Origin of the sequence: Streptomyces cucumeris (assembly GCF_024295805.1) — a bacterium.
In the GTDB taxonomy this organism is placed as follows: Bacteria; Actinomycetota; Actinomycetes; order Streptomycetales; family Streptomycetaceae; genus Streptomyces; species Streptomyces cucumeris.
Map to the genome: position 1 here is coordinate 1 of NZ_JANCLX010000032.1, position 26,957 is coordinate 26,957.

At 70.8% G+C, this 26,957-nt stretch carries 26 protein-coding genes; 11 read left to right on the plus strand and 15 right to left on the minus strand.

The features are described from left to right. The 7 genes from NMK44_RS42240 to NMK44_RS32855 form a co-directional block, all read right to left on the minus strand. The coding region (locus NMK44_RS42240; protein WP_302888905.1) for an acyltransferase domain-containing protein at positions 1 to 3,454 on the minus strand (3,454 nt) is incomplete at its 3' end. Between the two features lie 137 nt (positions 3,455 to 3,591). Then, positions 3,592 to 4,695: an acyl-CoA synthetase family protein gene (locus tag NMK44_RS32830; RefSeq protein WP_254749969.1), complete on the minus strand. Its 1,104-nt coding sequence runs from the start codon at positions 4,693 to 4,695 to the stop codon at positions 3,592 to 3,594. Positions 4,696 to 4,697: 2 nt separating this feature from the next. Further along, entirely contained in the window at positions 4,698 to 5,657 is a 960-nt protein-coding gene (locus tag NMK44_RS32835) for an ACP S-malonyltransferase (protein WP_254749971.1), read from the minus strand. A 678-nt stretch (positions 5,658 to 6,335) separates the two neighbouring features. Beyond that, the gene (locus NMK44_RS32840) at positions 6,336 to 7,148 is read right to left on the minus strand and encodes a DUF817 domain-containing protein (protein WP_254749973.1); all 813 of its coding nucleotides are present in this window, start codon (positions 7,146 to 7,148) and stop codon (positions 6,336 to 6,338) included. A gap of 113 nt (positions 7,149 to 7,261) precedes the next feature. Beyond that, positions 7,262 to 7,789 (minus strand): GNAT family N-acetyltransferase, encoded by a 528-nt coding sequence (locus NMK44_RS32845; RefSeq protein WP_254749975.1) that lies wholly within the window; start codon positions 7,787 to 7,789, stop codon positions 7,262 to 7,264. Positions 7,790 to 8,033: 244 nt separating this feature from the next. Continuing rightward, positions 8,034 to 9,317, minus strand: coding sequence for a cation:proton antiporter (locus tag NMK44_RS32850; RefSeq protein ID WP_254749977.1), 1,284 nt, complete (start codon positions 9,315 to 9,317; stop codon positions 8,034 to 8,036). 77 nt (positions 9,318 to 9,394) lie between these two features. Continuing rightward, entirely contained in the window at positions 9,395 to 9,673 is a 279-nt protein-coding gene (locus NMK44_RS32855) for a DUF3040 domain-containing protein (protein WP_254749979.1), read from the minus strand. A gap of 224 nt (positions 9,674 to 9,897) precedes the next feature. Between NMK44_RS32855 and NMK44_RS32860 the strand changes: the two genes are divergently transcribed. After that, positions 9,898 to 10,845 carry a HAMP domain-containing sensor histidine kinase gene (locus NMK44_RS32860; RefSeq protein WP_254749981.1) on the plus strand — a complete coding sequence of 316 codons (948 nt, stop codon included), beginning with the start codon at positions 9,898 to 9,900 and terminating at the stop codon, positions 10,843 to 10,845. Next, positions 10,842 to 11,507, plus strand: a complete 666-nt coding sequence (locus NMK44_RS32865) for a response regulator (RefSeq protein WP_254749983.1) — start codon at positions 10,842 to 10,844, stop codon at positions 11,505 to 11,507. Before NMK44_RS32860 ends, NMK44_RS32865 begins: the two co-directional genes overlap by 4 nt. A gap of 13 nt (positions 11,508 to 11,520) precedes the next feature. Here the strand turns inward: NMK44_RS32865 and NMK44_RS32870 are convergent, their stop codons facing one another. Continuing rightward, entirely contained in the window at positions 11,521 to 12,390 is an 870-nt protein-coding gene (locus NMK44_RS32870; RefSeq protein WP_254749985.1) for an LLM class F420-dependent oxidoreductase, read from the minus strand. A 202-nt stretch (positions 12,391 to 12,592) separates the two neighbouring features. Then, positions 12,593 to 13,972: a DUF1996 domain-containing protein gene (locus NMK44_RS32875; RefSeq protein ID WP_254749987.1), complete on the minus strand. Its 1,380-nt coding sequence runs from the start codon at positions 13,970 to 13,972 to the stop codon at positions 12,593 to 12,595. 297 nt (positions 13,973 to 14,269) lie between these two features. Between NMK44_RS32875 and NMK44_RS32880 the strand changes: the two genes are divergently transcribed. From NMK44_RS32880 to NMK44_RS32910, 7 genes are all read left to right on the plus strand, one after another. Next, positions 14,270 to 15,082 carry a hypothetical protein gene (locus tag NMK44_RS32880; RefSeq protein WP_254749989.1) on the plus strand — a complete coding sequence of 271 codons (813 nt, stop codon included), beginning with the start codon at positions 14,270 to 14,272 and terminating at the stop codon, positions 15,080 to 15,082. Positions 15,083 to 15,231: 149 nt separating this feature from the next. Then, complete coding sequence (locus NMK44_RS32885) at positions 15,232 to 15,783, plus strand: tellurite resistance TerB family protein (RefSeq protein WP_254749991.1); 552 nt, start codon at positions 15,232 to 15,234, stop codon at positions 15,781 to 15,783. A gap of 521 nt (positions 15,784 to 16,304) precedes the next feature. Then, complete coding sequence (locus tag NMK44_RS32890; protein WP_254750152.1) at positions 16,305 to 16,910, plus strand: MPN domain-containing protein; 606 nt, start codon at positions 16,305 to 16,307, stop codon at positions 16,908 to 16,910. After that, a complete protein-coding gene (locus tag NMK44_RS32895; RefSeq protein WP_254749993.1) occupies positions 16,910 to 17,314 on the plus strand; it encodes an SgcJ/EcaC family oxidoreductase in 405 nt (134 codons plus the stop codon). The genes NMK44_RS32890 and NMK44_RS32895 overlap by 1 nt, the downstream gene beginning before the upstream one ends. 46 nt (positions 17,315 to 17,360) lie before the next feature. Beyond that, complete coding sequence (locus NMK44_RS32900) at positions 17,361 to 17,741, plus strand: VOC family protein (RefSeq protein WP_254749995.1); 381 nt, start codon at positions 17,361 to 17,363, stop codon at positions 17,739 to 17,741. A 337-nt stretch (positions 17,742 to 18,078) separates the two neighbouring features. Then, entirely contained in the window at positions 18,079 to 19,029 is a 951-nt protein-coding gene (locus tag NMK44_RS32905) for a hypothetical protein (RefSeq protein WP_254749997.1), read from the plus strand. Between the two features lie 57 nt (positions 19,030 to 19,086). Next, positions 19,087 to 19,617 (plus strand): hypothetical protein, encoded by a 531-nt coding sequence (locus NMK44_RS32910; protein WP_254749999.1) that lies wholly within the window; start codon positions 19,087 to 19,089, stop codon positions 19,615 to 19,617. Here NMK44_RS32910 and NMK44_RS32915 read toward each other — a convergent pair. The 4 genes from NMK44_RS32915 to NMK44_RS32930 all read right to left on the minus strand — a co-directional run bounded on the left by NMK44_RS32915 (position 19,614) and on the right by NMK44_RS32930 (position 22,660). Further along, complete coding sequence (locus tag NMK44_RS32915; RefSeq protein WP_254750001.1) at positions 19,614 to 20,330, minus strand: alpha/beta hydrolase; 717 nt, start codon at positions 20,328 to 20,330, stop codon at positions 19,614 to 19,616. The two genes, NMK44_RS32910 and NMK44_RS32915, sit on opposite strands and share 4 nt — an antisense overlap. Before the next feature lie 118 nt (positions 20,331 to 20,448). Next, positions 20,449 to 20,922, minus strand: coding sequence for a DUF3995 domain-containing protein (locus NMK44_RS32920; protein WP_254750003.1), 474 nt, complete (start codon positions 20,920 to 20,922; stop codon positions 20,449 to 20,451). A 118-nt stretch (positions 20,923 to 21,040) separates the two neighbouring features. Beyond that, a complete protein-coding gene (locus tag NMK44_RS32925; RefSeq protein WP_254750005.1) occupies positions 21,041 to 22,057 on the minus strand; it encodes a Gfo/Idh/MocA family protein in 1,017 nt (338 codons plus the stop codon). A 186-nt stretch (positions 22,058 to 22,243) separates the two neighbouring features. Then, complete coding sequence (locus NMK44_RS32930; RefSeq protein ID WP_254750008.1) at positions 22,244 to 22,660, minus strand: VOC family protein; 417 nt, start codon at positions 22,658 to 22,660, stop codon at positions 22,244 to 22,246. Positions 22,661 to 23,022: 362 nt separating this feature from the next. Between NMK44_RS32930 and NMK44_RS32935 the strand changes: the two genes are divergently transcribed. Next, positions 23,023 to 23,919: an SDR family oxidoreductase gene (locus NMK44_RS32935; RefSeq protein ID WP_254750010.1), complete on the plus strand. Its 897-nt coding sequence runs from the start codon at positions 23,023 to 23,025 to the stop codon at positions 23,917 to 23,919. Between the two features lie 22 nt (positions 23,920 to 23,941). On the opposite strand, the gene NMK44_RS32940 is transcribed toward NMK44_RS32935, so the two are convergent. After that, a complete protein-coding gene (locus NMK44_RS32940; protein WP_254750012.1) occupies positions 23,942 to 25,120 on the minus strand; it encodes an AAA family ATPase in 1,179 nt (392 codons plus the stop codon). Positions 25,121 to 25,166: 46 nt separating this feature from the next. After that, the gene (locus tag NMK44_RS32945) at positions 25,167 to 25,907 is read right to left on the minus strand and encodes an SDR family NAD(P)-dependent oxidoreductase (RefSeq protein WP_254750014.1); all 741 of its coding nucleotides are present in this window, start codon (positions 25,905 to 25,907) and stop codon (positions 25,167 to 25,169) included. A gap of 203 nt (positions 25,908 to 26,110) precedes the next feature. Between NMK44_RS32945 and NMK44_RS32950 the strand changes: the two genes are divergently transcribed. Continuing rightward, a complete protein-coding gene (locus NMK44_RS32950; RefSeq protein ID WP_254750016.1) occupies positions 26,111 to 26,944 on the plus strand; it encodes an SDR family oxidoreductase in 834 nt (277 codons plus the stop codon). Positions 26,945 to 26,957 lie beyond the last annotated feature (13 nt).

Sequence of the window (26,957 nt, forward strand, 5' to 3'; positions counted from 1 at the left end):
GCTGCACCACATCCACCCGGCCCAACCCCGACCCCGAACGAAGCACCTCACCCAACGACCACTCCACATAAGGCGCCAACGCCACCTCACACTCCGCGATCCCCCTCGCGAACTCCGCGCTCTGATCAAGCAGTTCAGCCGCCATCCCCACCCACTGCGAGCCCTGCCCCGGGAAGACGAACACCATTCCGCCGGACACCACCCCGCCGCCGGATAACACCACCGGCGACGGCACACCACCGTCCAACGCGGCCAATCCGCCCAACAGCGCGTCACGGTCCCCGACCACCACCGCACGGTGCTCCAGTGAGGGCCGTCCCGTGCACAGGGACAGTCCGACATCGGCAGCGGTCACTTCGGACCGGTCCCCGAGATGGGCGGTCAGGCGACGCGCCATCTCCCGCAGAGCGGTCTCGCTCCGGGCGGACAGTGTCCACGGGACGGGAGCGCGGTCCTCCGGCGCGGGGCATACGGCGGCCAGTGGCTCGACCGGCTGCTCCAGGATCACATGGGCATTGGTGCCGCTGACGCCGAAGGACGACACCCCCGCCCGACGTGGCCGGTCGTGTCCGGGCCAGGGCTCCGGCCCGGTGAGCAGTCGTACCTGGCCCGCGCTCCAGTCCACATGCGGGGAGGGCTCATCGATGTGCAGGGTCCGCGGGAGCAGGGCGTGGCGCATGGCCAGGACCATCTTGATGACACCGCTGACACCGGCCGCCGCCTGGGTGTGGCCGATGTTGGACTTCAGCGAGCCCAGCCACAACGGCCGGTCCTCCGCCCGCCCCTGACCATAGGCAGCCAGCAGCGCCCCCGCCTCGATCGGATCACCCAGCGTCGTACCCGTACCATGCGCCTCCACCGCATCCACGTCCCGCGCCACCAACCCCGCATCGGCCAGAGCCGCCCGGATCACCTTGCGCTGGGCCGAACCGCTCGGAGCGGTCAGGCCGTTGCTGGCACCGTCCTGGTTGACGGCCGAACCCCGCACCACCGCCAGCACCGGATGATCATGCCGACGCGCATCGGACAGCCGCTCCAGCAGCAGGACTCCCGCGCCTTCGGCGAGGCCGAATCCATCGGCCGCCGCGGAGAACGCCTTGCAGCGTCCGTCGGCCGACAGGGCGTTCTGACTGCTGAACTCCACGAACATGCCCGGTGTCGGCATCACGGTCACCCCACCGGCCAGGGCGAGGGAGCACTCACCGCGGCGCAGTGCCGTGACCGCGAGATGCAGTGCCACCAGCGAGGACGAGCAGGCGGTATCCACCGTGACGGCCGCGCCCTCGAAACCGAAGGTGTACGCGATACGGCCGGACGCCACACTCGCGGCGTTGCCTGTCAGCACATGGCCGCTGGCATCGGTGGCCTCGTGGAGCCGGGGCCCGTAGTCCATGGTCATCACGCCCATGTACACACCGGTCCGGCTGCCGCGCAGCGAGGTCACGTCGATTCCGGCGCGTTCGAAGACCTCCCATGACGTCTCCAGCAGCAGCCGCTGCTGCGGATCCATCGCGAGGGCCTCACGCGGCGAGATACCGAAGAACGCGGCGTCGAACCGGTCGGCGTCGTAGAGGAATCCGGCCTCGCGCTGATGGGTGCGGTCGGCGCCCGCCACGTCCCAGCCGCGGTCGACGGGGAACGCCGACACGGCGTCGGCGCCCTCGCTCAGCAACTCCCAGAGGCGCTCCGGCCCGTCGACACCGCCGGGCAGGCGGCAGCCCATCGCGACGATCGCCACCGGGTCGTCGTCACCGGGGGTGAGGGGGATCTGCGGTACCGCCGTGTCATCGGTCTCGGCGTCGGCCGTGAACCCGGGGCACAGCCGCTCGGCCAGGGCCCTGGGGGTGGGGTGTTCGAACACCGCGGTCACCGGCAGGTTGGTCGCGGTGGCGGCGATGAGCCGGTTACGGAGTTCCACGGCGGTGACCGAGTCGATGCCCAGGCCGATGAAGGTGGTGTCGGGGTCGACGGGACCGCCCCCGAGGACGGTGGCGGCCTCCTGCCGCACCAGCCGGAGGAGCCGATCACGCCGTCCGGCGGCGGTGAGCCCGTCCAGCTCCTCGCGGAGGGTCCCGGACCGGGCCCCGCGCCCGGCACCGGTGTCCTCGTCGTCCTCCTCCCGCGGCACACCGTCGTGGTCCCGGAGGTCATGGGGCAAGGTGGCGGGACGGGCGTCGAGTCCGGCGAAGACCGGGTCCAGATCGGGTGTGACGCCGTGGACGTACACGTCGCCCAGGGAGATGAGGAACTGGGTCCGGCCTCCGCGGTCCCGGCGGAGTGTGGGGGTGACCCGGGCGTCGGTGCCTCGCTCCTCGGCGGTCGCCTGGAGCGCCGAGGTGAGCACCGGATGCGGGCTGACCTCGACAACGATGCGGTGGCCGTCACGCAGCAGCGCGGCGGTGGCCTCGTCGAACCGGACCGGTTGCCGCAGGTTGCGGGCCCAGTAGGCGGCGTCGAGGACGGGCTCGCGGAGCAGGTCTCCGGTGAGTCCCGAGTAGTACGGGAGGGTGGCCGCGAGCGGCCGGACCGGTGCCAGTTCGGTGTGCAGACGCGGGACGATGGCATCGATGTGCGGAGAGTGGGCTGCGAGTCCGACGGCGATCCGCCGGGCGTGGACACCGGCGGCGGTCAGACGCTCGACCGCTTCCGCCACGGCGGCCGCGGCACCGGACACGATGACGGAACGGGGCCCGTTCACCGCGGCGATGACCACGTCGCTGCCGAAGGGTTCGAGCAGCGGCTCCAGCCGGGCGCGGGACGCCATGACGGAGGCCATCTCCCCGCGTCCGCTGAGCGTGGCCTGTGCCTGGCTCCACCGCGCCACCACCAGGGCGCTGTCATCCAGGGTGAGGGCGCCGGAGACCGCCGCGGCGGAGATCTCCCCACAGCTGTGACCGAGGACCGCCGTCGGCTGCACACCGTGGGCGCGCCACACCGCGGCCAGGCCGACGCCCACCGCAAACAGTGCCGGCTGTACGACGTCCGGCCGCTCCAGGGCGGGTGCGCCGCCGGAGCCGCGCAGGACGTCCAGGAGTGACCAGTCGACGTGGGGTTCGAGGGCCTGGGCACAGGCGTCCACCTGCGCCCGGAACACCACTGATTCATCGAGGAGCCGGCTCGCCATACCGGGCCACTGCGCGCCCTGCCCCGGGAAGACGAAGGCGACACCGCCCGCGTCGGCGGGCGTTCCCTCGGCCAGGCCCGGCATCGCGCGGCCGTCGGCGAGCGCGTCGAGCCGTTCCTTGAATCCCTCCAGGTCGTCCGCGGTGAGCGCGGCGCGCGGCCCCGGGGCGAGGGGCATCCGGGCGAGGGCGAGTCCGATGTCGGCGGGGCTGGTGGGCGCCGCCGGCTCGATGTGGTCGCGCAGCCGCCGCGCCTGCGCCCTCAGCGCTCCCCGGCCATCCGCGGACAGGGTCCACAGGACGGGTTGCCCGGCAGGGGATGTGAACGCCATCACGCCATGACTCCTTCGCGTGTTGTGGGGGATTCTTGAGGGAACGGAGAGTCGAGCACTGACCCCTCGACGGCGGCCTGGGGCACGGCAGAGCGTGTCGTGCCATGAGGAGGGGGCCCGGTGCGTCGGACGACGAGTCAGTACAGACCCTCGGGTGCCGAGTTCGTCATCTGGAGCGGGCGGACATCGGCGACGCCGTCACACGGCCAGTCGTCGTCGGTGTAGCGGGCCGCCTGGTCGCGTTCCAGGATGTTCGGCAGGAAGAGGTTCTCGTGGAGCACCGTGAGACGGACCTGCCCCGTTTCGCCGGGGGCGACGACGGAGGACCAGTCGCCCTTGCTGACGACCGCCATGGTCACCTGGGGGTAGTTCGGCAGGTACGGGATCGACCGGCTCTCCGGACCCACCCCGGCACAGGCGGCGTTGCCGAAGGTGTTGCCATAGCTGATACCGCAGATACCGCCGTCCAGCGCGGCCAGGAAGTCACGGTACATGGCGGTGTTGATCTGGGTTCCGCTCACACGCACACCGCCCAGGCCCGCCACGGCCTCGGGACACCGCCGCCTCATGGCCTCGAACAGCGCCGGGGTGGTGTTGAGGTAGTCGACGCCGCCCCGGTCCAGGACATCGGTGATCTGCTCCAGGAGGTGCGTGGTGTAGCGCTCGACGTCCGCGAGGCGCCCTTCGCGGATCAGCCGCTTGACCCACCGCGAGTCCATGTCGATGGCGTACACCTGTCCCGCGTGGAGGTCGGCGACCTCCCACACCCCGTGGCCGATGAGATGCGGTCCGGTGGGAGTGGCCTGCAACCAGGTCCGGCCGGGGGCGAAACCCTCCCGGACGAAGGACCAGCGGCGCCAGACCCCACGGTGCCGCAGCATGTCGGGGGTGTAGAAGACCCGGCACGGACGGCCGGTGGTGCCACCGGTGTCCCAGACCCGCCCGGCGAGGGGCCGGGGCACCGCCCGCGGGACGAGGTCCTCCGGGTTCCGGGTGCGCAGGTCTGCCATGGGGAACGGGCCGAAGGCGGTGAGCTCTTCATAACGGGTGATGTCGAGGGGATCGAAGCCGAGCCCGGCTGCTCGTCCCAGCCAGTAGGGACTTCCGGAATCCGGGTCGAACGTCCTCCGGACGACCTGGCGGGTCCACTGGTCGATATCGACATCCAGCCATTTCGAGACCAAGGCGTCGAGGTCCGGCACCACTATGTCGGGGTCGGTTTCCCGCAGGACTTCTGTCATGTTCACCGACCCTGCGTGCCGGAGAAATCGAGACCCAGTTCGTACACGGTACTGACGGCGAGTTCGATGTGTTCGGGACGCGCCACATGGACCACCGGAAAGGGAAAGTCGAGCAGCCCTTCGGGGATGGACGGCCCCATCACCAGACCCAACCGCACTCCACAGTCCCGCATTCCCTCGTAGAGGTGGACCAGGCTGATCGGCTCGGTCGCATTCCGCAGGAACATGGACCGCACATCGTCCTCGGTCTTCATCGCCCCGCGTTCCAGGCAAGAGAGCAGCGGAACGCTCGGTGCGGTGAAGGGCATGGACGCGATGTACGGCGCCATGAAGTCGCGGTACGGCGCGCGCAGCGGGGAGTGGACGGCGATGGTCCGGCCCGGCAGCGGCACGATCGACCCGGGTGGGACCGCGGCGGCGAGCTCCTCCAGGGCCGCCTGGTGGCCGGCCAGCATATGGATCCGCTGGGAACCGTCGACGGTCGGCCCGAAGTCCCCGGCCGGATGGACACCGGCCACGCCCTCCCACGGCCGCGCGGCGTCGGCACCCCCCGCCGGGACGAAGGCCAGGGCCATACCCTGCGCGACATCGTCGGGCCCGGGGTCGGGCACGCTTCCGGCCCGGGTCAGCATGGCGAACAGTTCCTGCCGGTCGAGCGCCCCGGCCAGTGCGCTGGCGGTCATCGCCCCCAGGCTCAACCCGCCGATGACCGCCGGTCTCAGACCCGCGTCGGCGAGGAGGTCGTGCACGGCCATCGCAAGCGCCGCCTCCCGGATGCTCCCCACGCTCTGCCGCCGCTCCTGGCCCTCGGGCAGCTCGTCACGGAGGATCTGCTCGGGCGTGAGACCGGTCCATCCGGATATCTGCTCGTACAGCCGACGCATCAGGGGAGATGTCTCGTAGAGCTCGATTCCATGTGGCTCATTGCCCACACCGCCGCCGAACAAGTACCCCAGGGACATGACTCACTCCAATCGAAAACAGAGAGCAGCGACTGAACGTCACTTCGAATTCATACGGCCTTCCGGGCAACTATTCCCGGTATTCACCGGACACATCCTCGAGAGGGACCGGACGGACCGCCTGGTCCAGCCAATGAATGGATGATTCGAACTCATGAGCAATTCCAGGCCCACTGACGGAAAGTCAGACCGGGCGATCGGGAAGGGAATCAGTGACGATCAGCGGCGAGCCTAACATCACGAACCGCTTAACCGATCAACACCCTCGGGATTCAGTCAGTGTTCCACCAGCCCCCGAGGTGCCCTTGATATAGCGGCCGAACGCACTCCGGAAGGGCGGAGGGAGGATCTCCCTACTCACCGGAAACCATCAATTCGAGCCTCCAGGGAATTCGAACTCGGCAGCGAGTCCAAGGCGCTGAACACCGTCGATCTCATGGAGTCGGACATATGTGGGATGAGATCCGGAAACGTCGTCGGCCGGCCACGAAGGACCACCGCACCATGACCGGTTCCACCACGGGCCCGGCCCGTGGCACCGCGCCGCTCACCCACTTGCGCTGCACCGGAGCCCCGGCAGCCCACCGGTCACCGCGCCACCGCACCCGGCCGCGCGCCCGAACGCCCCCTCCCACCCGGACGCGGCCGAGAACTGCCCCCGCGCCCTGGTCAGTGGTGTCACACAGTGAGACGGTCCGCCGCGCCCGTTCGGCGCTCGCTCGCCGCCCGGTGTCCGCCGGACTTCACACGTTCGACCAGCACGAAGGTGACACTGATCAGCAGCGCCCAGGCACCGAACTTGCTGGGCGCCACGGGCTGCCAGCCACCGAGCTGATGGGGGTAGCTCCACGCGCCCACGTAGGTGGCCGCGTTCTCCGCCACCCACAGGAAGAAGCCGATGAGGACGAAGGAGAGCGCCAGCGGCATCCGGTAGCGACGGTCCCCGACGGTGAAACCGACCGAGGCCCGGGCGGTGACGGCCAGCATCGCGGCGGCCAGGATCCAGCGGGCGTCCGGGAGCCAGTGGTGGGTGAAGAAATTGAGGTAGACGGCCGCCGCCACCACGGAGGTCGCGGTGGCGAGGTAACCGGTGAAGCGCAACTGGAACAGGTCCCAGGCGCGGCACACATAGCTGGCGACGGCCGCGTACATGAACCCGCCGTACAGTGGCACGCCCGCCACCTTGGTCACGGCGTCCTCGGGGTAGCTCCAGGACCCCATATGCACTTTCACCAGCTCGAACAGCAGGCCGACACCATGGCATGCGACGATCACCATCGTGTCCCGCCGACTCTCCCACCCCAGTCGGCGCGCGACGAAGGTGAGCAGCACACCGTAGACGAGCACCAGGTCATACCGTGCGATCGGCAGATCCGGCAGCACCCGGGAGACGGCGATACCGCCGAGGAGCGCCACCGCGAATACGCAGCAGCGCATCTGGAGCATCGTGAACCTGACCAGCTGGCGTATCCCGCCGACGACCGTGCGCATATTCAGAAGGACATCACAAGCCCCCCGGCGGTTCGCACCGGGCACCCATCGCCGGAGAAGCAGGGCGACGACCCGGTGGGGCCGGCGCGGGACCGCCGACCCCACCAGTGCTGTTATCCGTGCTGGTCAGCGCCGGTGAACCGGAACTTCGCCGTATGCTCCTCGGAGGTCCAGCGCCGGAAACCCGCCTTCTCCAGCACCCGCACGGAGGCCGGGTTCGACAGCTCCACGTTGGCGAACACGGTCCGGACACCCGGAGCGGTGAGGGCGAACTCCGTCAGCGCCCGGGTGGCCTCGGAGGCGTAGCCCCGGCCACGTCGGGACTCGACGATGCCGTAGCCGATTTCCAGGGTGCCGTCGGCGGGAGGCCAGAAGAGGCCGAGCGAGCCCACCACCTGACCGCTGTCACGCTCGAGGACCAGGCGGTGGCCGTGTACTCCGAGCCAGTCGGGGTGGTCACCGAAGAGGCTCGCGATGACGCGGTCACCGTCGGCGGGGAAGTCCTCCGCCCAGTGGGACGACCTGGTGCCGGCGACCACCGCGGTGGCCTCGTTAGTGGTCCAGGGCCGCAGGACGAGACGGTCGGTGGTCAGGTCGAGCTGCGTGGGATCGAGCGGTGTGGATGAGAATGAGGACGTCACGTGTCACTCCTGATGAGTTGGAATGACCGGACCGCGCGGGGTCAGCCCGCGGGCCGGACAAGGGCATGCCGATGAAGGCTCACCGCGGCCATATTCATCGACCTCCTTGTCCCGCTGATCGCGCGCCTCTCGCGCTGGCGCGACAGTAGCAACGCCGCCACTGCCCGGCAAACCCATTATGACCAGGCGTCGTTGGCCCGCCGTCGAGGTGTCCGCGGAGGACGGAGCCGCCCGGTCCGCCCTCTCATCCGCGGCCGTCGGCGCCGTTGCCGTACGGGGCCGCGGTGACGGTTTCCGGCGGCGCGGATGCCGTATCGGTGTGCGGCACCGTCGGCGTACGGGTCCGGGGCCCGGACAGCAGGACCGGGGCGGCCCGCAGGGCGCGGGCGAGGAGGTGGGCGCGCCCGGCGAGGACGGGGCCCAGCACCGCCAGGACGAGGACATAGCCGGCGATGAACGGGGCGAGGCGGCTGTGGAGTCCCGCGCTGGAGGCCATGGCGGCGAGGATCAGCGCGAACTCACCACGTGCCACCAGGGTGGTGGCGATCTCCGCCGCGGGCTGGGCACCGTAGTGGTAGAGGCGGGCGACGAGCAGTCCGGCAGCCACGTTCACCACCAGGGTCAGTGCCGCCGCGGCGGCCACCGGAGCGGCGACGGACGCCATGTCGCCCGGGTCGATGGCCAGTCCGAACGCGAAGAAGAAGATGGCCGCGAAGGCGTCGCGCAGAGGGTGCACCAGCTTGCGGATCCGTGGCCCGGCGGGCGTCCCGGCGAGGATCAGGCCGACCATGAAGGCACCGATGGCGTCGGCGACCCCGAGTATCTCGGACACCCCCGCGATGAGCACGGCGGCGCCGAGGAAGCTGATGACCAGCAGTTCGTTGTCCCGGACCGCGACCAGGCGGCCGATCAGCCGGGTGCCGTAGCGCGCGGCGACGGCCAGCACCAGGAGGAATCCGAACGCCTTGGCCGCCTGGGTGACCGTCTCCCCCATGCCCTCGGCACCGCTGATGACGGGCTGGACCGCGGCCAGGTACAGCGCCAGGAAGATGTCCTCCACCACGATGACGCCCAGGATCAGCCGGGTCTCCGGGTGGGCGATACGGCCCAGATCGATGAGGATCTTGGTGACGATCGCCGAGGAGGAGATGCCCAGCACCCCGGCGAGGACCAGGGCCTCCCGGGCACCCCAGCCCAGCGCGAAACCGAACCCCAGTCCCGCTCCGACGTTGAGCAGCAGATAGATGCCACCGGCGGCCAGCAGACGCCGGCCACCGCTTCTGAGGTCGTCGAGGTGGAACTCCAGGCCCAGGTAGAACAGCAACAGCACCAGACCGAGCGCGGAGAGCATCTCGAAGTCGTGTGCGTCCTGGACCAGGACCAGTCCCGGGGTGTGCGGGCCGAGCAGGATCCCGGCGAGCATGAACAGGGGAATGGTCGGCAGGCCGATGCGGCTGCCGAGCCGGGCGAGTACGGCGGCGGCCAGGAAGGCGCCGCCCATGGCGAGCAGGGTGTCGGCATGTCCCACGGGTCACCACCTTCGGCAGCTCGGGCACGGGGCGTGCGGATGTGTCGGGGCGCGGACGGTGGACGGGCGGCGGGGGGTCATCGGGGCCGGTCGGCCCGCTGCCCGCCCGCTGAGGTGAGCAGATGGACCGCCGCCCCCGTGGTGACCAGGCCCGATGCCAGGAGCAGACCATGGGGCAGCGCCAGGCCCAGGGCCAGCATGGCCAGGGAGACGGCCAGCAGGATCCAGGCCGGTCCGCGCCGGTACTCCCGCGGCCTGCGCGGCTGCCCGGTGCCCAGCCCGCGGGCGAAGCGCGGAGCGCTCCGCTCCGTCCGCTCCGCGAGATCGGTCAGCAGCGTGTCACCGGTGGGTGCCATGGCTCCTCCTCCCATGGGCGGCGGTCTCGGTGTCACTGCCACGGTCACATGGGACCCCCATGCCCCGGTATCGGTGACAGCACCCATATCGGCAGGTGGCCGCCTCCCATCCGGATGTCCGCCCCCTGGGTGCGGCCACCGATGCGCACGGCGCGCACCCGGCCCCACCATGGCCGTGACGGCCATAGTGGAAGAAAGCGGCCACCGGAGGGAGGCAGCCCACGATGCCCCTGTTCTGGCGGATCTTCCTGCTCAACGCCGTGATCCTGATCGTGGCCACCGCGCTGCTGCTCGGACCGGTCACGGTGTCCACCCCGGTGCTGCTGACCGAGGCGGGCATCCTGCTGGCCGGGCTGGCCGTGATGCTCATCGCCAACGGTGTGCTGCTGCGCATCGGGCTCGCACCGCTGCAACGGCTCACCTGGGCGATGACCACCACCGATCTGCTGCGCCCCGGACGGCGCCCGGCCGCGGGCGGGCACAGCGAGGTGGCCGAGCTGATCAGGACGTTCAACGCCATGCTCGACCGGCTGGAGGCCGAGCGCGCCACCAGCGCCGCACGTGCCCTGTCCGCCCAGGAGGCCGAACGCCACCGGATCGCCCAGGAGCTCCACGACGAGGTCGGCCAGACACTGACCGCCGTCCTGCTGGAACTGAAGCGGGTGGCCGTCCAGGCACCGCCCGCGGTGCGCGAGGAACTCCACCAGGTCCAGGAGACCACCCGCACCAGCCTGGACGAGATCCGCCGCATCGCCCGCCGGCTGCGCCCCGGGGTGCTGGAGGAGCTGGGCCTGACCAGTGCGCTGAAAGCCCTCACCGATGAGTTCGGCAGCTCCGCCCTGGACGTGCGCCACCGCATCGACGGCGACCTGCCGCACCTGGACAAGGACACCGAGCTCGTCCTCTACCGCGTCGCGCAGGAGAGCCTGACCAACGCCGCCCGCCACTCCGGCGCCCACCGCGTCGAGCTCGCGCTCACCCGCACCCCCGAGGGCATCGAACTGTGGGTCCGCGATGACGGCCACGGCCTCGGGGACGCCGCGGAAGGCGCCGGTATCCGCGGTATGCGCGAACGCGCTCTGCTCATCGGCGCCGACCTCACGCTGGGGCCCGGCGCCGAGCGCGGCACCGACGTCGGACTGGCCGTCCCCACCCACCACCGGAGCCCATGACCGTGTCCGAGGCGAACGAGACCCGCATCCTGCTGGCGGACGACCACGCCCTGGTCCGCCGGGGAGTCCGCCTCATCCTCGAGAGCGAACCCGATCTCACCGTCGTCGCGGAGGCGGCCGACGGCGCCGAGGCCGTGGAGGCCGCCCGCGCCCACCGCCCCGATCTGGCCATCCTCGATATCGCCATGCCACGGCTGACGGGTCTGCAGGCGGCGCGTGAGCTCTCCCGTGTCCAGCCCGGAACCCGGGTGCTCATCCTGACCATGTACGACAACGAGCAGTACTTCTTCGAGGCGCTGGCGGCCGGAGCCTCGGGCTACGTGCTGAAGTCCGTGGCCGACCGCGATCTCGTCGAAGCCTGCCGCGCCACCATGCGCGGCGAACCCTTCCTCTACCCCGGCGCCGTGAACGCCCTGATCCGCAACTACCTCCACCGCGCCAGGGAGGGCGAGGACATCCCGGAGCGGGCCATCACCGAACGCGAGGAGGAGATCCTCAAACTCGTCGCCGAGGGACACAGTTCCCAGGAGATCGCCGATCTGCTGGTCATCAGCGTCAAGACCGTGGAGCGCCACCGCGCCAACCTCCTGCAGAAGCTGGGTCTGAAGGACCGGCTGGAGCTCGCCCGGTACGCGATCCGCGTCGGCCTGATCGAACCGTAACCGCTCGCGGGCGTCACCCCGGCGGTGTGATCCAGCGGTCGGCGAGTTCGGCCACCCAGGCGGTGGCGGCGTCCGGGGTGTCCGGTGGCGCTCCGACCACCACCAGTTCGGTCACCCCCGCTTCGGCCAGAGCGGGCAGCTGTTCGGGGCCGCCATCGCTCAGGGCGACGGCGACGGTGGGCTCCGTGGCCGGGCTGTGGTGACTCGCGCGGTATTCCCGGAGAGCCCGGACGCGTTCGCCGACGGCCTCCGCGGGGAGGTTGAAGCCGTACCAGCCGTCCCCGAAGGCGGCGACCCGGCGCAGTGCCGCGTCGCTGTTCCCGCCCACCACGACCGGGATCCGCCGGTCACGCACCGGTTTGGGGTTGACCCGGATCCCCTCGAAGCGGGTGAACTCCCCCTCGAACGAGGCCACATCACGGTCCCAGAGGGTGCGCAGGACGGCGACGTACTCCGCGGTGCGGCGGCCACGGTGCGCGAAGGGGACGCCGAGCGCGGCGAACTCCTCGGCGGACCAGCCGACACCGACCCCCAGGGTCAACCGCCCGGCGGAGAGCACATCGAGCGTCGCCGCCTGTTTGGCCACCGCGACCGGATTGTGCTCGGGGAGCAGCAGAATGCCGGTGGCCAGACCGATCCGGGTGGTCACCGCCGCGGCGAAGGTCAGCGCGAGCAGGGGGTCGAGCCAGTCCGCGTCGGCGGGGACGGCGATCCGGCCGTCGGCGGAGTAGGGGTAGCGGGAGGACGGGGTGTCGACCATGACGATGTGTTCACCGGCCCACAGGGTCGCAAAGCCGTGTGCTTCGGCGGCCTCCGCCACCGCGCGGATGATCCGCGGTCGCGCGCCGTTCCCGATGCCGAGCGCATGCAGTCCCACCTGCATCAGCCACCTCCGCCCTCGGGACGACCGTAACGGCGCCGGCGGTGGCCGACCACGCGGCGGTGTGGCCGTGGGGCGGGAGGCGGATAGTGTCACCCGAACGGTCCTCCCCGGCTTGCCGCACGGTCCCTCCGGCGCGGAGGACACCGCTCGCACGGCCATCGCTCCGGGGACGGTCGGTCCCCGGAGCTGTCCGCGGTCTGTCTCAGCCGCAGCGGCGGCCGGAGTTGATGCAGCTGACGGCCTTCTTCATCAGCCGCTTCGACATGGCGTTGATGAAGTCGCCGTGGTCGGTGACCGGCTTGTGCATCGACTCGGGGAAGCTGTCGATGGCGAACGCGGTCGAACCGGCGAGACCCTTGTAGGTGACCCGCTGCACCAGCTGCGGGATCGGCCGGAAGCCAGCGGGACACGCTCCACGCTCATCGGCGAAGGCGACGTGTGAGCGGTGGTTGGCGCTGTCGGTGTTCTTGCCGTCCCAGCAGTTCTGGAACTTCGCCACGCGCATCAGGTTGCTGCCCTTCGGGCAGATCGGGTACTTGTCGCGCAGCTCGACCTTGTTCTCGAACCCGGTGCAGGTGAAACGGGCGTTGGCGTTGGCGCCGCCATTGGCATTGGCCTTGGCGTCACCGGTGATGATGCGCAGGAACCGCGGCATGGCGGTGACCTTGGCGTTCGGATTGCCGATGAACTGCAGTGAGACGCGCGCGGGGGTGAGGATCTTCCCGGTGTTCCCCTCGGCACCGCCACCCTGCTGGTCGGCGTCCGACTCCTGGACGCCGTCGCGGTCCCGCAGCACCGGCCAGTAGTAGGTGGACCGGTCACCGTTGGTGCAGGTGGTCCGGGACGCGGCCAGGGAACGGTCATCGGTGAAGGCGTCCACACCGATGGCCCCGACGTAGTCATGGGTGTGGTGGGCGCCGTTGCTCACGCCCGGAGCCACGATGACGTTGTCCGAGTTGAACCGGCCCGCCTTGTTGACACCGCACCGGGTGCGGAACGCGCCCTTGGACGCCGCACGGCCATTGGCCACCGGCCGCACATTGGGCTGGACCTTGGTGATGTCCACGAAGTCCGCCGGCGCGGGTCCGCCGGTGGGCTGCGGTGTGCCGGTGGCCGGCGGCTGCTGGGGGCTCTGCTCCCCGTTGCCGCTCGGTGCGGGCGTGGTCGCCGTATCACCGACCGTACAGGCCGCGAGGCTCTGGAGGTCCTTCGGGCGCTCGGCGCCGGTCCGTTCGACGGCTATCTCGATCCGCTCCAGGATGGCCGATCGCTTGGCGAGCAGGGGGTCGAGGACGGTGCGGGAGGACACGCCCTGCTCCGAGGAGAGCCTGGTGTCCGCGGCTTCGATATCCCGCCGCATCAGGTCCAGGCTGCGCCGCACCTCCGCGGACGCCGCCCGGGGAATGTCTCCCAGCCGGTCCTTCACCTCGGGACAGCTCACACCACCGGCGCTCGGTTCACCGGAGTTGCTGGCGTTGGCTCCCACGTTGATGGCCACCAGCCCGCCACCTCCGAGCACCAGCCCGGCGAGCCCGAACAGGGCTTTGCGCCGCGTGCCGTTCACTTTGTGCCGTTGCCTCATGAGGTGCTCGCTTCCATCGTGTTCCGGGGCCAGGCGCCGTACGCAGGTCGTAGGGCGCCCCGTTGGCGCCAGAGTCTGGCAACACTCGCACGCCCGAAGGCGGTCTCGCCGGAGTGCGTCACCATCTCGTAAGACATGGCCGCCGGAAGGCGGCACAGATGCCCCTTTCGCGCCGCGCACTAGGGAAAAACCCCAGGTCACCCCTACCCCGGCGGTTCGTGTATCCGTAGACACCACCGACATCGCCATCGCGCCGCACCACATCACACGAGGAACGACGGAGAACAGGAACCGAGCATGCTGAAGACCCTTGCGCGCCACACGGTCGTGAGCGCGTCCGCCGTCTCACTGGCCCTCCTCACGGCCGCCTGCGGGACGGAGACGAACACCGAGCCCAACGGCAAGAGCGGCTCCCGTGACACATCGCCCTCACCGACCCGGTCCGGTATCGAGAAACTGCCCGCCAAGACCGTGCTGGCCAAGTCCAGGAACGCGCTCCGGGACGCGGACACGGTCCGCATACGGACGACGTCGTCCGTGCTGGGGCCGACGGCGGATGCGCGGGTCGACATGTCCGGCAACTGCACCGCCACCTCGAGAGAGGGTGGACAGAAGACCGACGGACAGGTGCGCCTCGGGCCCAGGAACGAGACGATCAAGCGGGGTGACATGGCCTGGGTGAAGACCGACACCAGTCTGTGGGACCTGGAAATGGGCCCGGGGGTGGCCGAGAAGCTGAAGGGCAAGTACGGCTACGCCAGAGCGTTCGACCTGACCGCCCGCCTCGGAGGGTGCCGCGACGCCGAAAAGGTGCTCCGGGAATCCCATGACGCATGGAAGGGCGAGGGCGCCACCAAGGGCTCGGTGGTCGAGATCGGCGGCCGGAAGGCCCTCCCCGTGACGTCCCACGGGTTCCGGAAGGTCACCGTCTATGTCGCCCTGGAGGGAAAGCCGCTTCCCCTGAGGATCCGGGACGCCAAAGAGACCTCCTGGGGGAATACGTGGGACTTCAGCGAGTTCGGCAGGCCACTGCCCGCCCGCACCCCCACCAGGGCCGAGACCGTGGATCTCAGGAAGACGTTCCAGAAGCAGTGGGACAAGCTCGGCTGAGGCGGGGCACGGCGCCGCGGCCGGGCCGGGGCCGGGGAACGCGGGCCCGGCCCGGCAAGGAACTCGATGACGCCCGTGTACGTTGCCGGGGTGGCACGTGACAACGCGTGTCCGATGACGAAGGACGCGGCGAAGCCGAGGTGGCAGCAGTGGCGATTTTTGATCGGCTCAAGGACCAGGCCAAGGCCCTCCAACAGCAGCGGAGCGGCCAGGGGCACGGGAGCTCCGGAGGGCACGGAAGCTCCGGCTCGCGTGGCGGGTCCAAGGCCCAGCTCGTCGGCGTGCTCAAGACACAGCTCTCCTCGCTCAAGACCGAGCTGAAGAGCGGCGCCTACCGCGACGCCAGCATGGCCGTGTGCGCCCTGGTGGCAGCGGCCGACGGCCAGGTCGACCCCGCAGAGCGGCAGCATGTCGAGTCGCTGATCCTGTCCAACGACGTGCTGCAGAACTTCCCGCCCGAGCAGCTGCGCACCCGTTTCAACAAGCACGTGGACCTGATGATGACGGATTTCGCCCGCGGCAAGGCGGAGGCCCTCCAGGAGGTGGCGAAGGCGGCGAAGAAGCCCGCCGAGGCACGAGCCGTGGTCCAGACGGGCATCGTGGTGGCCGGTGCGGACGGCTATGTGGCGCCCGCCGAGGAGCAGATCCTGCGCGAGGTGTGCGGCACGCTCGGGCTGTCCTCCGCGGAGTTCGGCATCTGAGACGCCGGCCGGGCTCCGCCGGTTCCGACCGCGCCCACGGCGCACGGGACGGCGGAGCGCCTCCGCCTACCCGCTTCTCCGGTTTCCCCTTCTTTCTCCCCTTTGCTCCGCTTCCCCGCCGATGGCGCGCCCGCTGGTACGCCTCGCCGTCGTCGCCGCAGCGTGCCCGGACATCGCCCCGCGCCGCGCCGCCCCCTCCCGCCGGCGACCTGGGCCGTGCACCGTCCCCCCGGGATCCTTCAACTTTTTCTGGCCGCCCCGCTGTTGGACCGCGTGGTGCGCCCCCTCCTGGCACCCCGGCACCGGACGGCCGTCCACCGGCCGTGCACTCGCTTCCGCTCCGGGGATCCACAGCCTCGACAGGACACACATCTTGAAGTCTCAAGAACTTTTTGGATAGCGTCCTGCCACCTCGGCCACCGCCGCACCACGGCCGTTCACCCGCCAGGCTCACCCTCGGAGGGCTGTTCGTCATGCGCTTATCCAGCGTGTACACAGCTGCACCACCCCCCACCGTGCTGATGGACGATCAGGCGCTGACCGCGTTCCTGATCGCCGCCAGCACCGAGTACGACCGCATCACCCCTCAGGAACCGCTGCCCTGCTTCGCCCTTCTCGTGGGCACCGAGGAGGAGGGCGTCATCCACGTCGAACGCCTCGCCTTCGCCGGTAACGCACGTGTCCGCGACCCTGCCGCACGCCGCGAGTTCGCCGAGTCGATCGTGCCGACGTACGGGTCCATGTACGAGAACGAGTCCCGCGGCTGGTGGGTCGATTCCCGCGATCTGCTGCGCGCCTCCCGCGAGGCGGAGGCCGAGGGACTGGAGCTCCTGGGCTCGATCCATATGCATCCCGACTGGCACAGGATCGGGCCCCCACAGGAGCGTTCGATGACGCTGAGCGAATGCCCGACGCCCATGGACGACTACGTCTTCGCCTCCACGGCATGGCCGGTCAACATCATCTGCTATCTGGAACGCCGTGGCGGGGCGCTCTACCACGCCCTCGCGGCCTGGGCCCCGCCACCGCCCGGTCACCCCGGCGCCGGATGCCAAGAACTCCCGTTGCGCGTCCGGGCCGTCCCCGGCGATCCCCGGTCCCTCGAGGCCGAGGCGGTGGTGTGCTGATGGCGCCGTCCGACGAACACATCACCGCGCTGTGGCGGAGCATGGCCGAGTGCTGGGCGCACGGAGACGCCACCGGCTTCGCCGCGAACTTCTCCGAGGACTGTGACTTCACCACCGTCAGGGGCGACAAACCGGCGGGCCGCGCCGGGATCGCCGAGGGACACGCGGCGCTGTTCCACGGTGTGTACCGCGGGTCGACACTGACCGCCCGGGTACGGCAGATCCGCTATCCGCACCCGGACATCGCCACGGTCGACGCCGAGTCGACGGTGACAGGACCGGACGGACAGCCGCTGGCCGACACCCACGCCCTCGCCGTGGTGCAGTGCGACACCACCACCGGCCGGTGGTCCGTCATCGCCTTCCACAACATGGTGCCGCTGCGCCCGCCCCGCACGTCGTGAACCCGCACACGCCGTGAACCCCCACACCGAGGAGAACCCCCTTCCCATGAGCAAGCCCACACTCCGCCACCTGGCCATGGTCGCCCGTGACCCCGAGAAGCTCGCCGCGTTCTACACGGAGGTCTTCGACATGGAGGTCTTCCACCGGGACCCGGACGGCAGCTGTTTCCTCAGCGACGGATATCTGACCCTCGCCCTGATCGCCCACCGTCTCGACGGTGATGTGCCCGTGGGCATGAACCACTTCGGGTTCCAGGTCGAGGACACCGATGTCACGGCCGAAAGGCTGCGGGCCGCCGGTGCGGCGGCGCCCGCCGAACGCCACACCAACCGTCCCTTCGCCGAGTACCGGGCGATGGACCCCGAGGGCAACTGGTTCGACCTCTCGGCCCACGGCTACGGCGGGCCGCCGGCCCCCGAGCAGTGAGCCGATACCCCAGCACCGGCCCGCACCCGGCCCGGAAACCGGGTGCGGCGCCACAGGCCCCCGGGCTTGGATGGCGTCATGGCGCCATCAGGCCCTGGGGCGGTACCCGCCCGCAGACTCCGCGTAACGGCGCCGACATGTGCCACGCGGCCGGGTCCGGTTACCGCGTACCGGACCCCGGGGTTCCCCTGCGTCGCCCTACCGGCATCGCCGTAGGTGTCAAGCGCCCCTCGCGAGATCTCACCATCCGGATGGCCGACCACCCCGTAGATATGCGTGGGATAACGATCTCCTCCGATGGCTTGCCCTGCGGCGCTGTGCTCATAGCCTTGCGATCATGCCTCTGTTTTCTCTTCGCCGTAATGGAGCGCGCCTCACTCCTGAACTCGACGACGGGGAGCTGGGCAAGCTCGTGAAAATGCTGCGCGACTCGAGCGCCTGGGGGACCATCGGCGCCGCGGAGCTGGGCGCGGCCCGGGTGAGCGGTGTGCTGAAGCGGAGCCCGGGCGACTGGGACCGCCGGGCCCATCGCGTCTCGGTGCTGGCCCATGCGCTGTCCGACTCGAACCTCGCGTCCGACTGGGCCACCCGCGAACCGGACAACCCGGACGCCCTGGTGCTCCACGCCTGGGTCCAGCTCGTCCGCGGCCGGGGCCAGGGCGCGACGCCCGATGCCGCCGCGGCGCTCGAGGCGTGCCACCGGGCCGCCGAGCTCAATCAGCACGACCCCACACCATGGGTGGTGATGCTGGGTGTCTACCGTCTGGAGCGCTATCCTCGCGCGGACGTGTTCGCGCTGTGGCAGGAGCTGCTGTCCCGCGACCGGTGGCATCGCGAAGCCCATATGAGCATGCTCGAGTTCCTCTCGCCCGACGAGGGCGGCTCCCATATGCACGTCCTGGAGTTCATCGACGGCATGCGGGCCCAGATGCCCGCGAACGCGCCATGTGCCGCGGTGGAGCTGACCGCCCACGTCATGCAGTACCACACGGTGCTGGACCGGGGCGGGATGGAAGCCCTCCTCGCCCGCAACCACTGGGCCCAGCCCGCGGTGTCCCAGGCGCTGGACCGGGCGTACGACACCTGGCGGAAGCCGGGTTTCTTCCACCACGCCGCGGCCCTGGCCGATCTGAACCTCCTGGCGTACGCCCTCATCACCGCCAACCGGAAGCATGAGGCCGGAGACGTCTTCAAGCTGCTGGGCGGCCGGGTGACCCAGTGGCCGTGGTGGCGGGACGGGGACCCGGTGGCCGAGTTCCGGCGGTGGCAGGAGCGGCTGGGGACGTGACACCCACGCGCGTGAAATCGGATGTCGTCGGCGGATCCGCGCTGCCATGCTGTGGCCGTGACGGAGACGACCCCCTATGACGCCGACCGTGCCCGCTTCACCCGCGAGGCGCTGGCCCGCCTGGTGCTGTGCGACGAGGCCGTGGACGTCGCCGACAGCGCCGGCGGTCTGGTGGCCACCGGGAACGATCCTGACTGCGGGCCCGGCGGCCGGGTGAGCCAGGCCCTCCAGCTCGTCGAACTCGCGGAACGGGCCCTCGCCTCGGCCGTGGTCTACGAGCGTGAGCGCGGAAGTTCCTGGGCGGAGATCGCCCAGTATCTGGGGACCGGCGCCGCGGAGGCCGAGGCGCGCTTCGCGGCACACCTCACCGAATGGGACACGGCGTTCACCGTCCCCTACCGGCTGGACGAAACCGGCCGAAAACGTCTGCCCCGGCTCCCTCCAGCGGCTTATGACCCCGAGGATGCCCGCACCTTCCTCGACCGCTGGGCTCTCCTGCGCCGCATCGGGATCGACGACCGGCAGGCGGTGAGCCGCGGACTGCGGATGGCAGCGCCCGAGGAGGACACTCCCCCGGCCATGTCCTAGCCACCCGCGATCGACTCCAGCATCGCCGCCGTCCGCTCGGGTTCGGCCAGTATGACGTCATGTCCGCAGGCGATCTCCCGGATGTCCCAACCCGCCCGCACCGCACGGCCGTAGGACCGGTCGAGACTCTCCAGCGGTGGCCGGGTGTGCCGGATGTAGGTGGCGGGAAGAGCCGCGAGCGGCGCGGGGTCGTAGTGCACGGCATCGGTCTGGCACCGCAGCGGAAAGGCCGTCAGCCGCTCACCCACGTGGGAGCGCCGGTCGTCCGGGATGCCCCACTGTTCCAGGAAGGCGGGTGCCGGTGGGAGGAACCACCCCTCGCCCCGCTCCCGGGCGGTCCGCCGGTAGCCGTCGGCGACCTCGGGCGGCTCCACGTCCAGCAGACACTCCCCCGGCTCCACGAGGAAGGCCGCGAGGAAGGTCAGCGAGGCCAGCCGTTCACCGATGGCTTCGGCGAGCGGGCCCGCGAGCACACCGGCGTAGCTGTGCAGCACCAGATGCACTTCGGCGAGGTCCTCGAACCACAACAGTTCGGTGAGGTCACGTACATGGGTCGACAGACCGATCTCAGGAGTGAGCGCATGACGCCGTTCGCCCTGTCCGGTCAGGCTGGGAGTGAACACCTCGTGCCCGGCCGCGGTGAGTCTCCGGCGTACCGGGGCCCAGCACCAGCCTCCGTGCATCGCCCCGTGCACCAGCACAAATGTCGCCACCGACCGCACCGCCCGCCCGTCCGTCCCGCGCCACCGCGGGTCAGCATACGAACGCTCGGCGCCGAGTACGCCGCGCCACCACCGCCCGGGCCCGTAGGTGCCCCGGACGCACCCGTCGCTAGCCCTCGCTCCTCCGGCCGGCGGTGAACGCGGCCATGCCGAAGGCCACACCACCGAGGACGAACCAGGGGTTCCAGAGCGCCAGTGTCCAGAACCGCTGCCCCTCGCTGACCGACGCGTCGAGACCACCGGCATCGGCCAGCAGCAGCGCCTCGACCCCGATGCCGCGCACCAGCAGCATCGCGGCGACGCCCCAGCCGAGCCACCGTGCCATGAACCCTGCACGTCCCCGCAGCCGCCACCGCGCCAGCGCCCATCCCAGCAGGGCACCCGCCAGACAGAGCGCGCCCACTCCCCACAGCCCGCTGACGACGAACCACAACGGCCGCTCCGCGGCGAGCTCCTCCCCGGCGGAAACGCTCAGCCCGCGGTCGCCGCCCACCGCCCAGTAGACGTGCAGGAGGCCGAAGAGGCCCGCCCACAGACACGCGAGACAGCCCGCTGCGCCGGGCCGTGGCGTCTCTTCCCTCATCGCGGCTTCTCCCCCGGTCGAACGCCGAACACCACTCGATCCGCCGAGACCCTACCCCGCCGGGGTGTGAGGCACGATCCGTACGGACCCTCCGTGGGGCACGGCGCGCGACGCCCGCCTACAGACGGCCCAGCGACCGCAGGATGTCATCGCACAGCGCCATCGTCGCGACGTTGTCCGCGGCCGAACTGATGGGGGTGCGGGAGGTGTTCACACACTCGAGGAAGTGCGCCACCTCACCGGCGAATCCACGCAGATACAGGTCGCGATGACCGCCGCTGGCGGGCGAGTTCGCGGCGCGGCGCACCACGGTCGTCTCCTGCGGGCGCTGCCATGCGTCGGCCGCCGCATCGCCGGGTGCGTGGTGATGGGACACGAGGTCGGTGAGGTTCTCCACGCGGGCGAACCCGGTGCGCCCGGTGACGGTCAGCTCCTCCTGCTCCCGGCTCCAGGAGGGTGCGGCGGCGAATGTGAGGGAGCCGATCGCACCGGAGTCGCAGCGCACCGCGCAGGTCATGCTGATGTCGGCGCCCCGGGAGTTGTTGTAGCCGGTGACCTCCCGCACCTCGCCGAAGAGGAAGCGCACGAGGTCGACGATGTGCACGGCTGCCAGTCTGAGGCCGGTGTCGTCGCGGAGTTCATCGGTCCACGGGCTGAAGGCGAAGAAGGAGGTGAAGGACATCACCGGACCGAACCGCCCGGTGTCCCGGATGAGCTCGGCCAGACCCGTGTAGGCGGGCGCGTGCCGCTTCATGAAGCCCACCATGACCTGGCGCCCGCAGCGCTCAGCGGCCCGCGCGACCTGGCTGGCCTCGTCCTCGTTCATGCCCAGTGGCTTCTCGACGAACACGTGGGCCCCGGCTTCGAGGCAGTCGATGGTGACCGCCACCTGGTCCGCGGGGTCGATACTGATGAACACCGCTTCGAGGTCCTCTTCCGCGAGCATGCGCCGGTGGTCGCCGTACCCGCGGTCGGCTCCGTGCAGTGCCGCCGCGGCCTCGGCCCGTGCCGTGTCGCGGGTGGCGACGGCGGTGAGGGTGTGCCCGGCCAGCGCGATGGCCGGATAGAGGTTGGCGCGGGCGTGGCGCCCGTGTCCGATGAAGCCGAGGCGGAGGTTACTGGTTCGCGCGGTCATCACGATCCCTTGTCGGCGCTGACACCTGCCGCGCCAGGTTATACGTAAAACGTGACCCGGCGGAACAGGGTCCGACCGCCACGCGCCCCGACCACGTCGGCGCCACGAGGTGGACACCGGCATGGGCTCGGGGACAGCATGGCCGGGGCGGCGGCCCCACTCGGGGGACCGCCGCCGGGTCATGTCTCAGGGCCGGATATAGGGCGTGGTCATGATCTCCATGTTGTGGCCGTCCGGGTCATCGAAGTAGGCGCCGCGACCGCCGAAGAGGGTGTTGACCCGTCCGGGTTCGGTGTGGCTCGGATCGGCGTAATAGGTGGTCCCGGCCGCCTCGAGTCGGTCGATCATGGTGTCGAACCGCTCCTCGGGCACGAGGAACGCGTAGTGCTGCGACTGTATGGGCTCGTCGGTCATCTCGTAGTAGTCGAGAGTGACACCGTTGCCGAGGTCGACCGGCAGGAACGGCCCGAACGGCGGGGCGACTTCGAGGCCCAGGATCGTGGCGATGAACTCGGCCGAGCGCCGTCGGTCGGTGGCGAAGACCGCGGTGTGGTTCAGCTGGACGGTGGCGGAGGACTGGGGGTGCTGCTGATCGTGCGTCATCGGTTCAGCTCTCTTGGTGACGTGGGTTCCATGAAAAGGAGGGCTCGGTACGCGGCAGGGAAGGGCGGAGCTCTGGCCCGCCCCACGCTCACGCCGGGGCCGGGCGCCTCACTCGTTCATGGCCCATGGCCGACCCGGCAGTCACCCGGCCGACTCTAGCGTCCGCCCCGGACCGGCGGCAACGCGATCGCGGTGTGACGGTGCCGCCGTCCGGGGGAGGTTCGGGAGTGGCATGGGCGGACAGCCGGGAGTGCCGGGTGGCGGCGCGCATCATGCCAGGAGCGGCCGCACGCCGGGGAGCTCCGGCGGGGGCGGGGCCACGCGCTCCGCCGAGGACCACTCACTCTGCTTCGGAGGGCCATGTGCGCGACGCCGGCGCGTTGACGGGACGTCTGGCGGTGGTGACCGGGGCGGCACGTGGTCTGGGCGCCGGGATGGTGCGGGAGCTGACGCGGCGAAGGATGCGGGTGGTCCTCCTGGGCCGGGAGGAGAAGACCCTCGCGCAGGTGGCGGACTCCCTTCCCGGTGAGACGCACTGCTTCGAGGTGGATGTCACCGATGACACCGCGATGGCGCGTGTGGCGGCGCGGATCCACGAGGACATCGGGCCGCCCTCGGTGGTGATCGCCAACGCGGGGGTGGCGGAGGGCGGTCCGTTCGGCGGGTCGGACCCGGCGGTGTGGCGGCGGGTCGTCGAGGTGAACCTCATCGGCAGTGCCATCACGGCGAGGGTGTTCCTGCCGGGACTGCTCGCCACGCGCGGGTACTTCCTCCAGATCGCGTCGACGGCGGCTTTCGGCTCGGCACCCATGATGAGCGCGTACTGCGCCTCGAAGGCCGGTGTGGAGTCGTTCGCGCAGTCGCTGCGGGCCGAACTGGCCCACCAGGGAGTGGGGGTCGGGATCGCCTATCTGAGCTGGACCGGCACGGACATGATCCGGGACGCGGACCAGCACCCGGTGCTGCGCGAGCTGCGGGCCCATATGCCGCCACCGGCCAGACGCGTCCACTCGGTGGAGACGGTGGCCGCCCGGATGGTGGCGGCCGTCGAACGGCGTGCCGCCACGGTCTACGCGCCACCGTGGCTGCGGCTGGCGCAGCCGGTCCGTCCGCTGCTGCCGGTGCTGGTCACGTGGTTCTCCCGGCGCGAACTGCCCCGGCTGGCCGAACGGACCCGGTTCGAGGCGACGGGGCTGCTCGGTGCGGGGGGCCGCGCGGACCAGGCGGCCACCGCGCGGCAGGCGCGCGGGGACGGGTGAGGTCCGCCGCCGTCGGTTCAGCTCACCGCTTGGGCCAGTACCACAGGGGCTCGTCGAGGGTGCCCTGTCCGTCCACCAGGGTCCGGCCCGCCTCCTTGACCAGTTCGATGGTGTTCACCTCGGTGCGGGAGGTCCCCGCCCCGTCCGCAAGGGCGGCGGCCAGCGAACGGGAGTGGGTGACCACCACGATCTGGGTCTTGTCGCACGCGGTCAGAATGAGACCGGCCAGTGCCCCGAGCAGTTCGGGGTGCAGGCTGGTCTCGGGCTCGTTGAGCACGAGCAGGTCCGGTGGACGCGGGGTGAGCAGCGCGGCCGCCCACAACAGATAGCGCAGCGTGCCGTCGGACAGTTCGGGTGCGCCCAGTGGACGCAGCAACCCGTGCTGCCGCAGGGCGAGTTCGAAATGTCCGCCGCGGTCGGCGACCTCCACGCGGCTGCCGGGGAAGGCCGCGTCGACGGCGGCATCGAGCGCGTCGCCGTCACCGATCTCCCGGATGGTCTGGAGTGCCGAGGCCACGTTGGCGCCGTCGGAGGCGAGGACCGGTGAGCGGGTGCCGACCTGAGCGGCCCGGGCGGGGGCGTGGGCGTCGGTGCGTACGTGGTCGTAGAAGCGCCAGGACCGGACGTGTTCACGGACCTCGAGCACATCGGGGGCGCGCTGCGGATCGGCGAGTTCGCTGAGCATGCTGTCGTAGGGGCGTACGGCGCCCTGGGTGCGGTTCCACTCCCCCGATGCGTCCCGGGTGCGGACGGCCGGGCCCGCGCGTTCGGAGAGCAGGGTGGCGGGGCGCAGTACGGGGCCGCTCCACACGCTCTCCCGCTTGATCTCCGGGTCGAGGTCGAACATGGAGCGGGACGGGGTGGGATGGCCGAAGTCGACGGCGTAGCCGAACGCGTCACCGGCGAAGCCGAGGCGCAGGCTGACCGGTTCGGACCGGACGGTGCCCTGGATCGGATGGCGGCCTTCCCGGACGGCCCGCGCCGAGGTCTCGGGTCCGGCCCACAGCGCGGACGGCAGTCCGCCCTCTCTGGCGAGCGCGGCGACCGCTCCCCCGCGCGCGGCGTCGGCGAGCAGGCGGAGGGACCGGTAGAGGCTGGACTTGCCGGTGCCGTTGGCCCCGGTGACCACGGTCAGCCGGCCAAGGGGGACGACCAGTCGGCGCAGCGACCGGTAGTTCTCGACGGCGAGTGTGGTGATCACATCGCCCAGGCTATGTCACCGCCGCACCGGTGGTCGGAGCGGGCCGTCAGCTGAGGGCGAGTTCCCCGCCCCGGGCTTCGAGGACCGTACCGGTGATGTAGCTGGAGCGCGGGGAGATGAGGAAGACGACCGCTTCGGCGATCTCCTCGGGCTCCGCGGCCCTGCCCAGGATGGTGGTCCGTCCCAGGGCCTGGAGGATGTCCTCGCCCATCTCCACCGTGCCGGGGGTGCGGGCCGGACCGGAGCGCACGGCGTTCACCCGTACTCCCTGGGGGCCGAACTCATCGGCCCAGACGCCGGTGAGCAGTTCCAGCGCGGCCTTGGAGGCGCCGTACACCCCGGCGCCGCGCGCGGGGGTGGTGGCGGCCACGGTGCTCATGTTGACGATGGCCCCGCGGCCCCGGGACGCCATTCCGGGGGCGAGCGCCCCGACCAGCAGCAGCGGGGCAAGGGTGTTGACCGCCAGGTGGGTGTCGAACATCTCGGTGGTGGTCTCCGGGGTGTCGGCGAACCGGTAGATACCCGCGTTGTTCACCAGGATGTCGATCTCACCCGCCTCGGCGGCCAGCCGGAGGACGGCGTCGGGATCGGCGAGGTCGGCCGCGATGAACCGGGCCCGTCCACCCGCGGCACGGATGTCCTCGACGACACCGGCACCCCGTTGCGCATCACGGCCGTGGACCACCGCCTCGGCCCCCAGCGCGGCGAGACGCAGGGCGACCGTACGGCCGATTCCCGCGGTGCCGCCGGTGACCAGGGCGGTGGATCCGCTCAGTTCCGTACTCACGCGCACACTCCTCGACAGGGTCGTCACTCGGTGGTGGAGGCGGGGGAAGCCGACAGTCGAGGTCTACCCCACACCGGCACGGCGTGGCGGACGGCCCGCCGCCCTGGGGCCGAACGGGCCAGGCGCGCCGGTCACTCGCCGCCTTCGTGCGAGGAGGCGATAACGAGTTGTCCGCCCGGCGACCGCTCGCGATGATCCTCCCCATGACCACCAGCCACGAAGGCCCGTATCACCTCCAGGGCCCGGAGCCGCCGGACAGCGGCGGCGGTCACACGGTCCCCGGACCCGTCCGCCCGCTCGCGCTGGTCACCGGAGTGGGCCGTACCGTGGGCATCGGGGCGGGTGTCGCCCGGGAGCTGGCGAGATCGGGCTGGGACATCGCCTTCACCTACTGGCGCTCCTACGACGAGCGGATGCCCTGGGGCGTCGAGCCCGGGGCCGCCGACTCCATCGGTGACGCGCTCGGGGAACTCGGGGCGGCCACCGCGGCGATCGAGGCGGACCTCGCCGATCCGGACGCCCCCGCGCGGATCTTCGACGAGGCCGAGGCCCGGCTGGGCGGTGTCACCGCCTTGGTGATGTGCCACTGCGAATCGGTCGACTCGGGACTGCTCGACACCACCGTGGAGAGCTTCGACCGGCACTTCGCCGTCAACGCGCGCGCCACCTGGCTGCTGATCCGTGAGTACGGGCGGCGGTTCGGCGGGGTACCGGGAAGCGGCCGGATCGTCACGCTCACCAGTGACCACACCGCCGGAAACCTTCCCTACGGTGCGAGCAAGGGCGCTCAGGACCGCATCACCCTGGCCGGCGCCCACGAGCTCGCGCATCTCGGGGTCACGGCCAACGTCGTCAATCCCGGTCCGGTGGACACCGGCTGGATGTCCGAGCAGGTACGGGAGGTCTGCCGGGAACGGACACCGCTGGGCAGGCTCGGCACTCCGCGCGACACCGCCCACCTGGTGGACTTCCTCTGTTCGCCGCGCGGTCAGTGGATCAACGGCCAGCTGCTGATGAGCAACGGCGGACTCGCGTGACGGCGTGAACCGG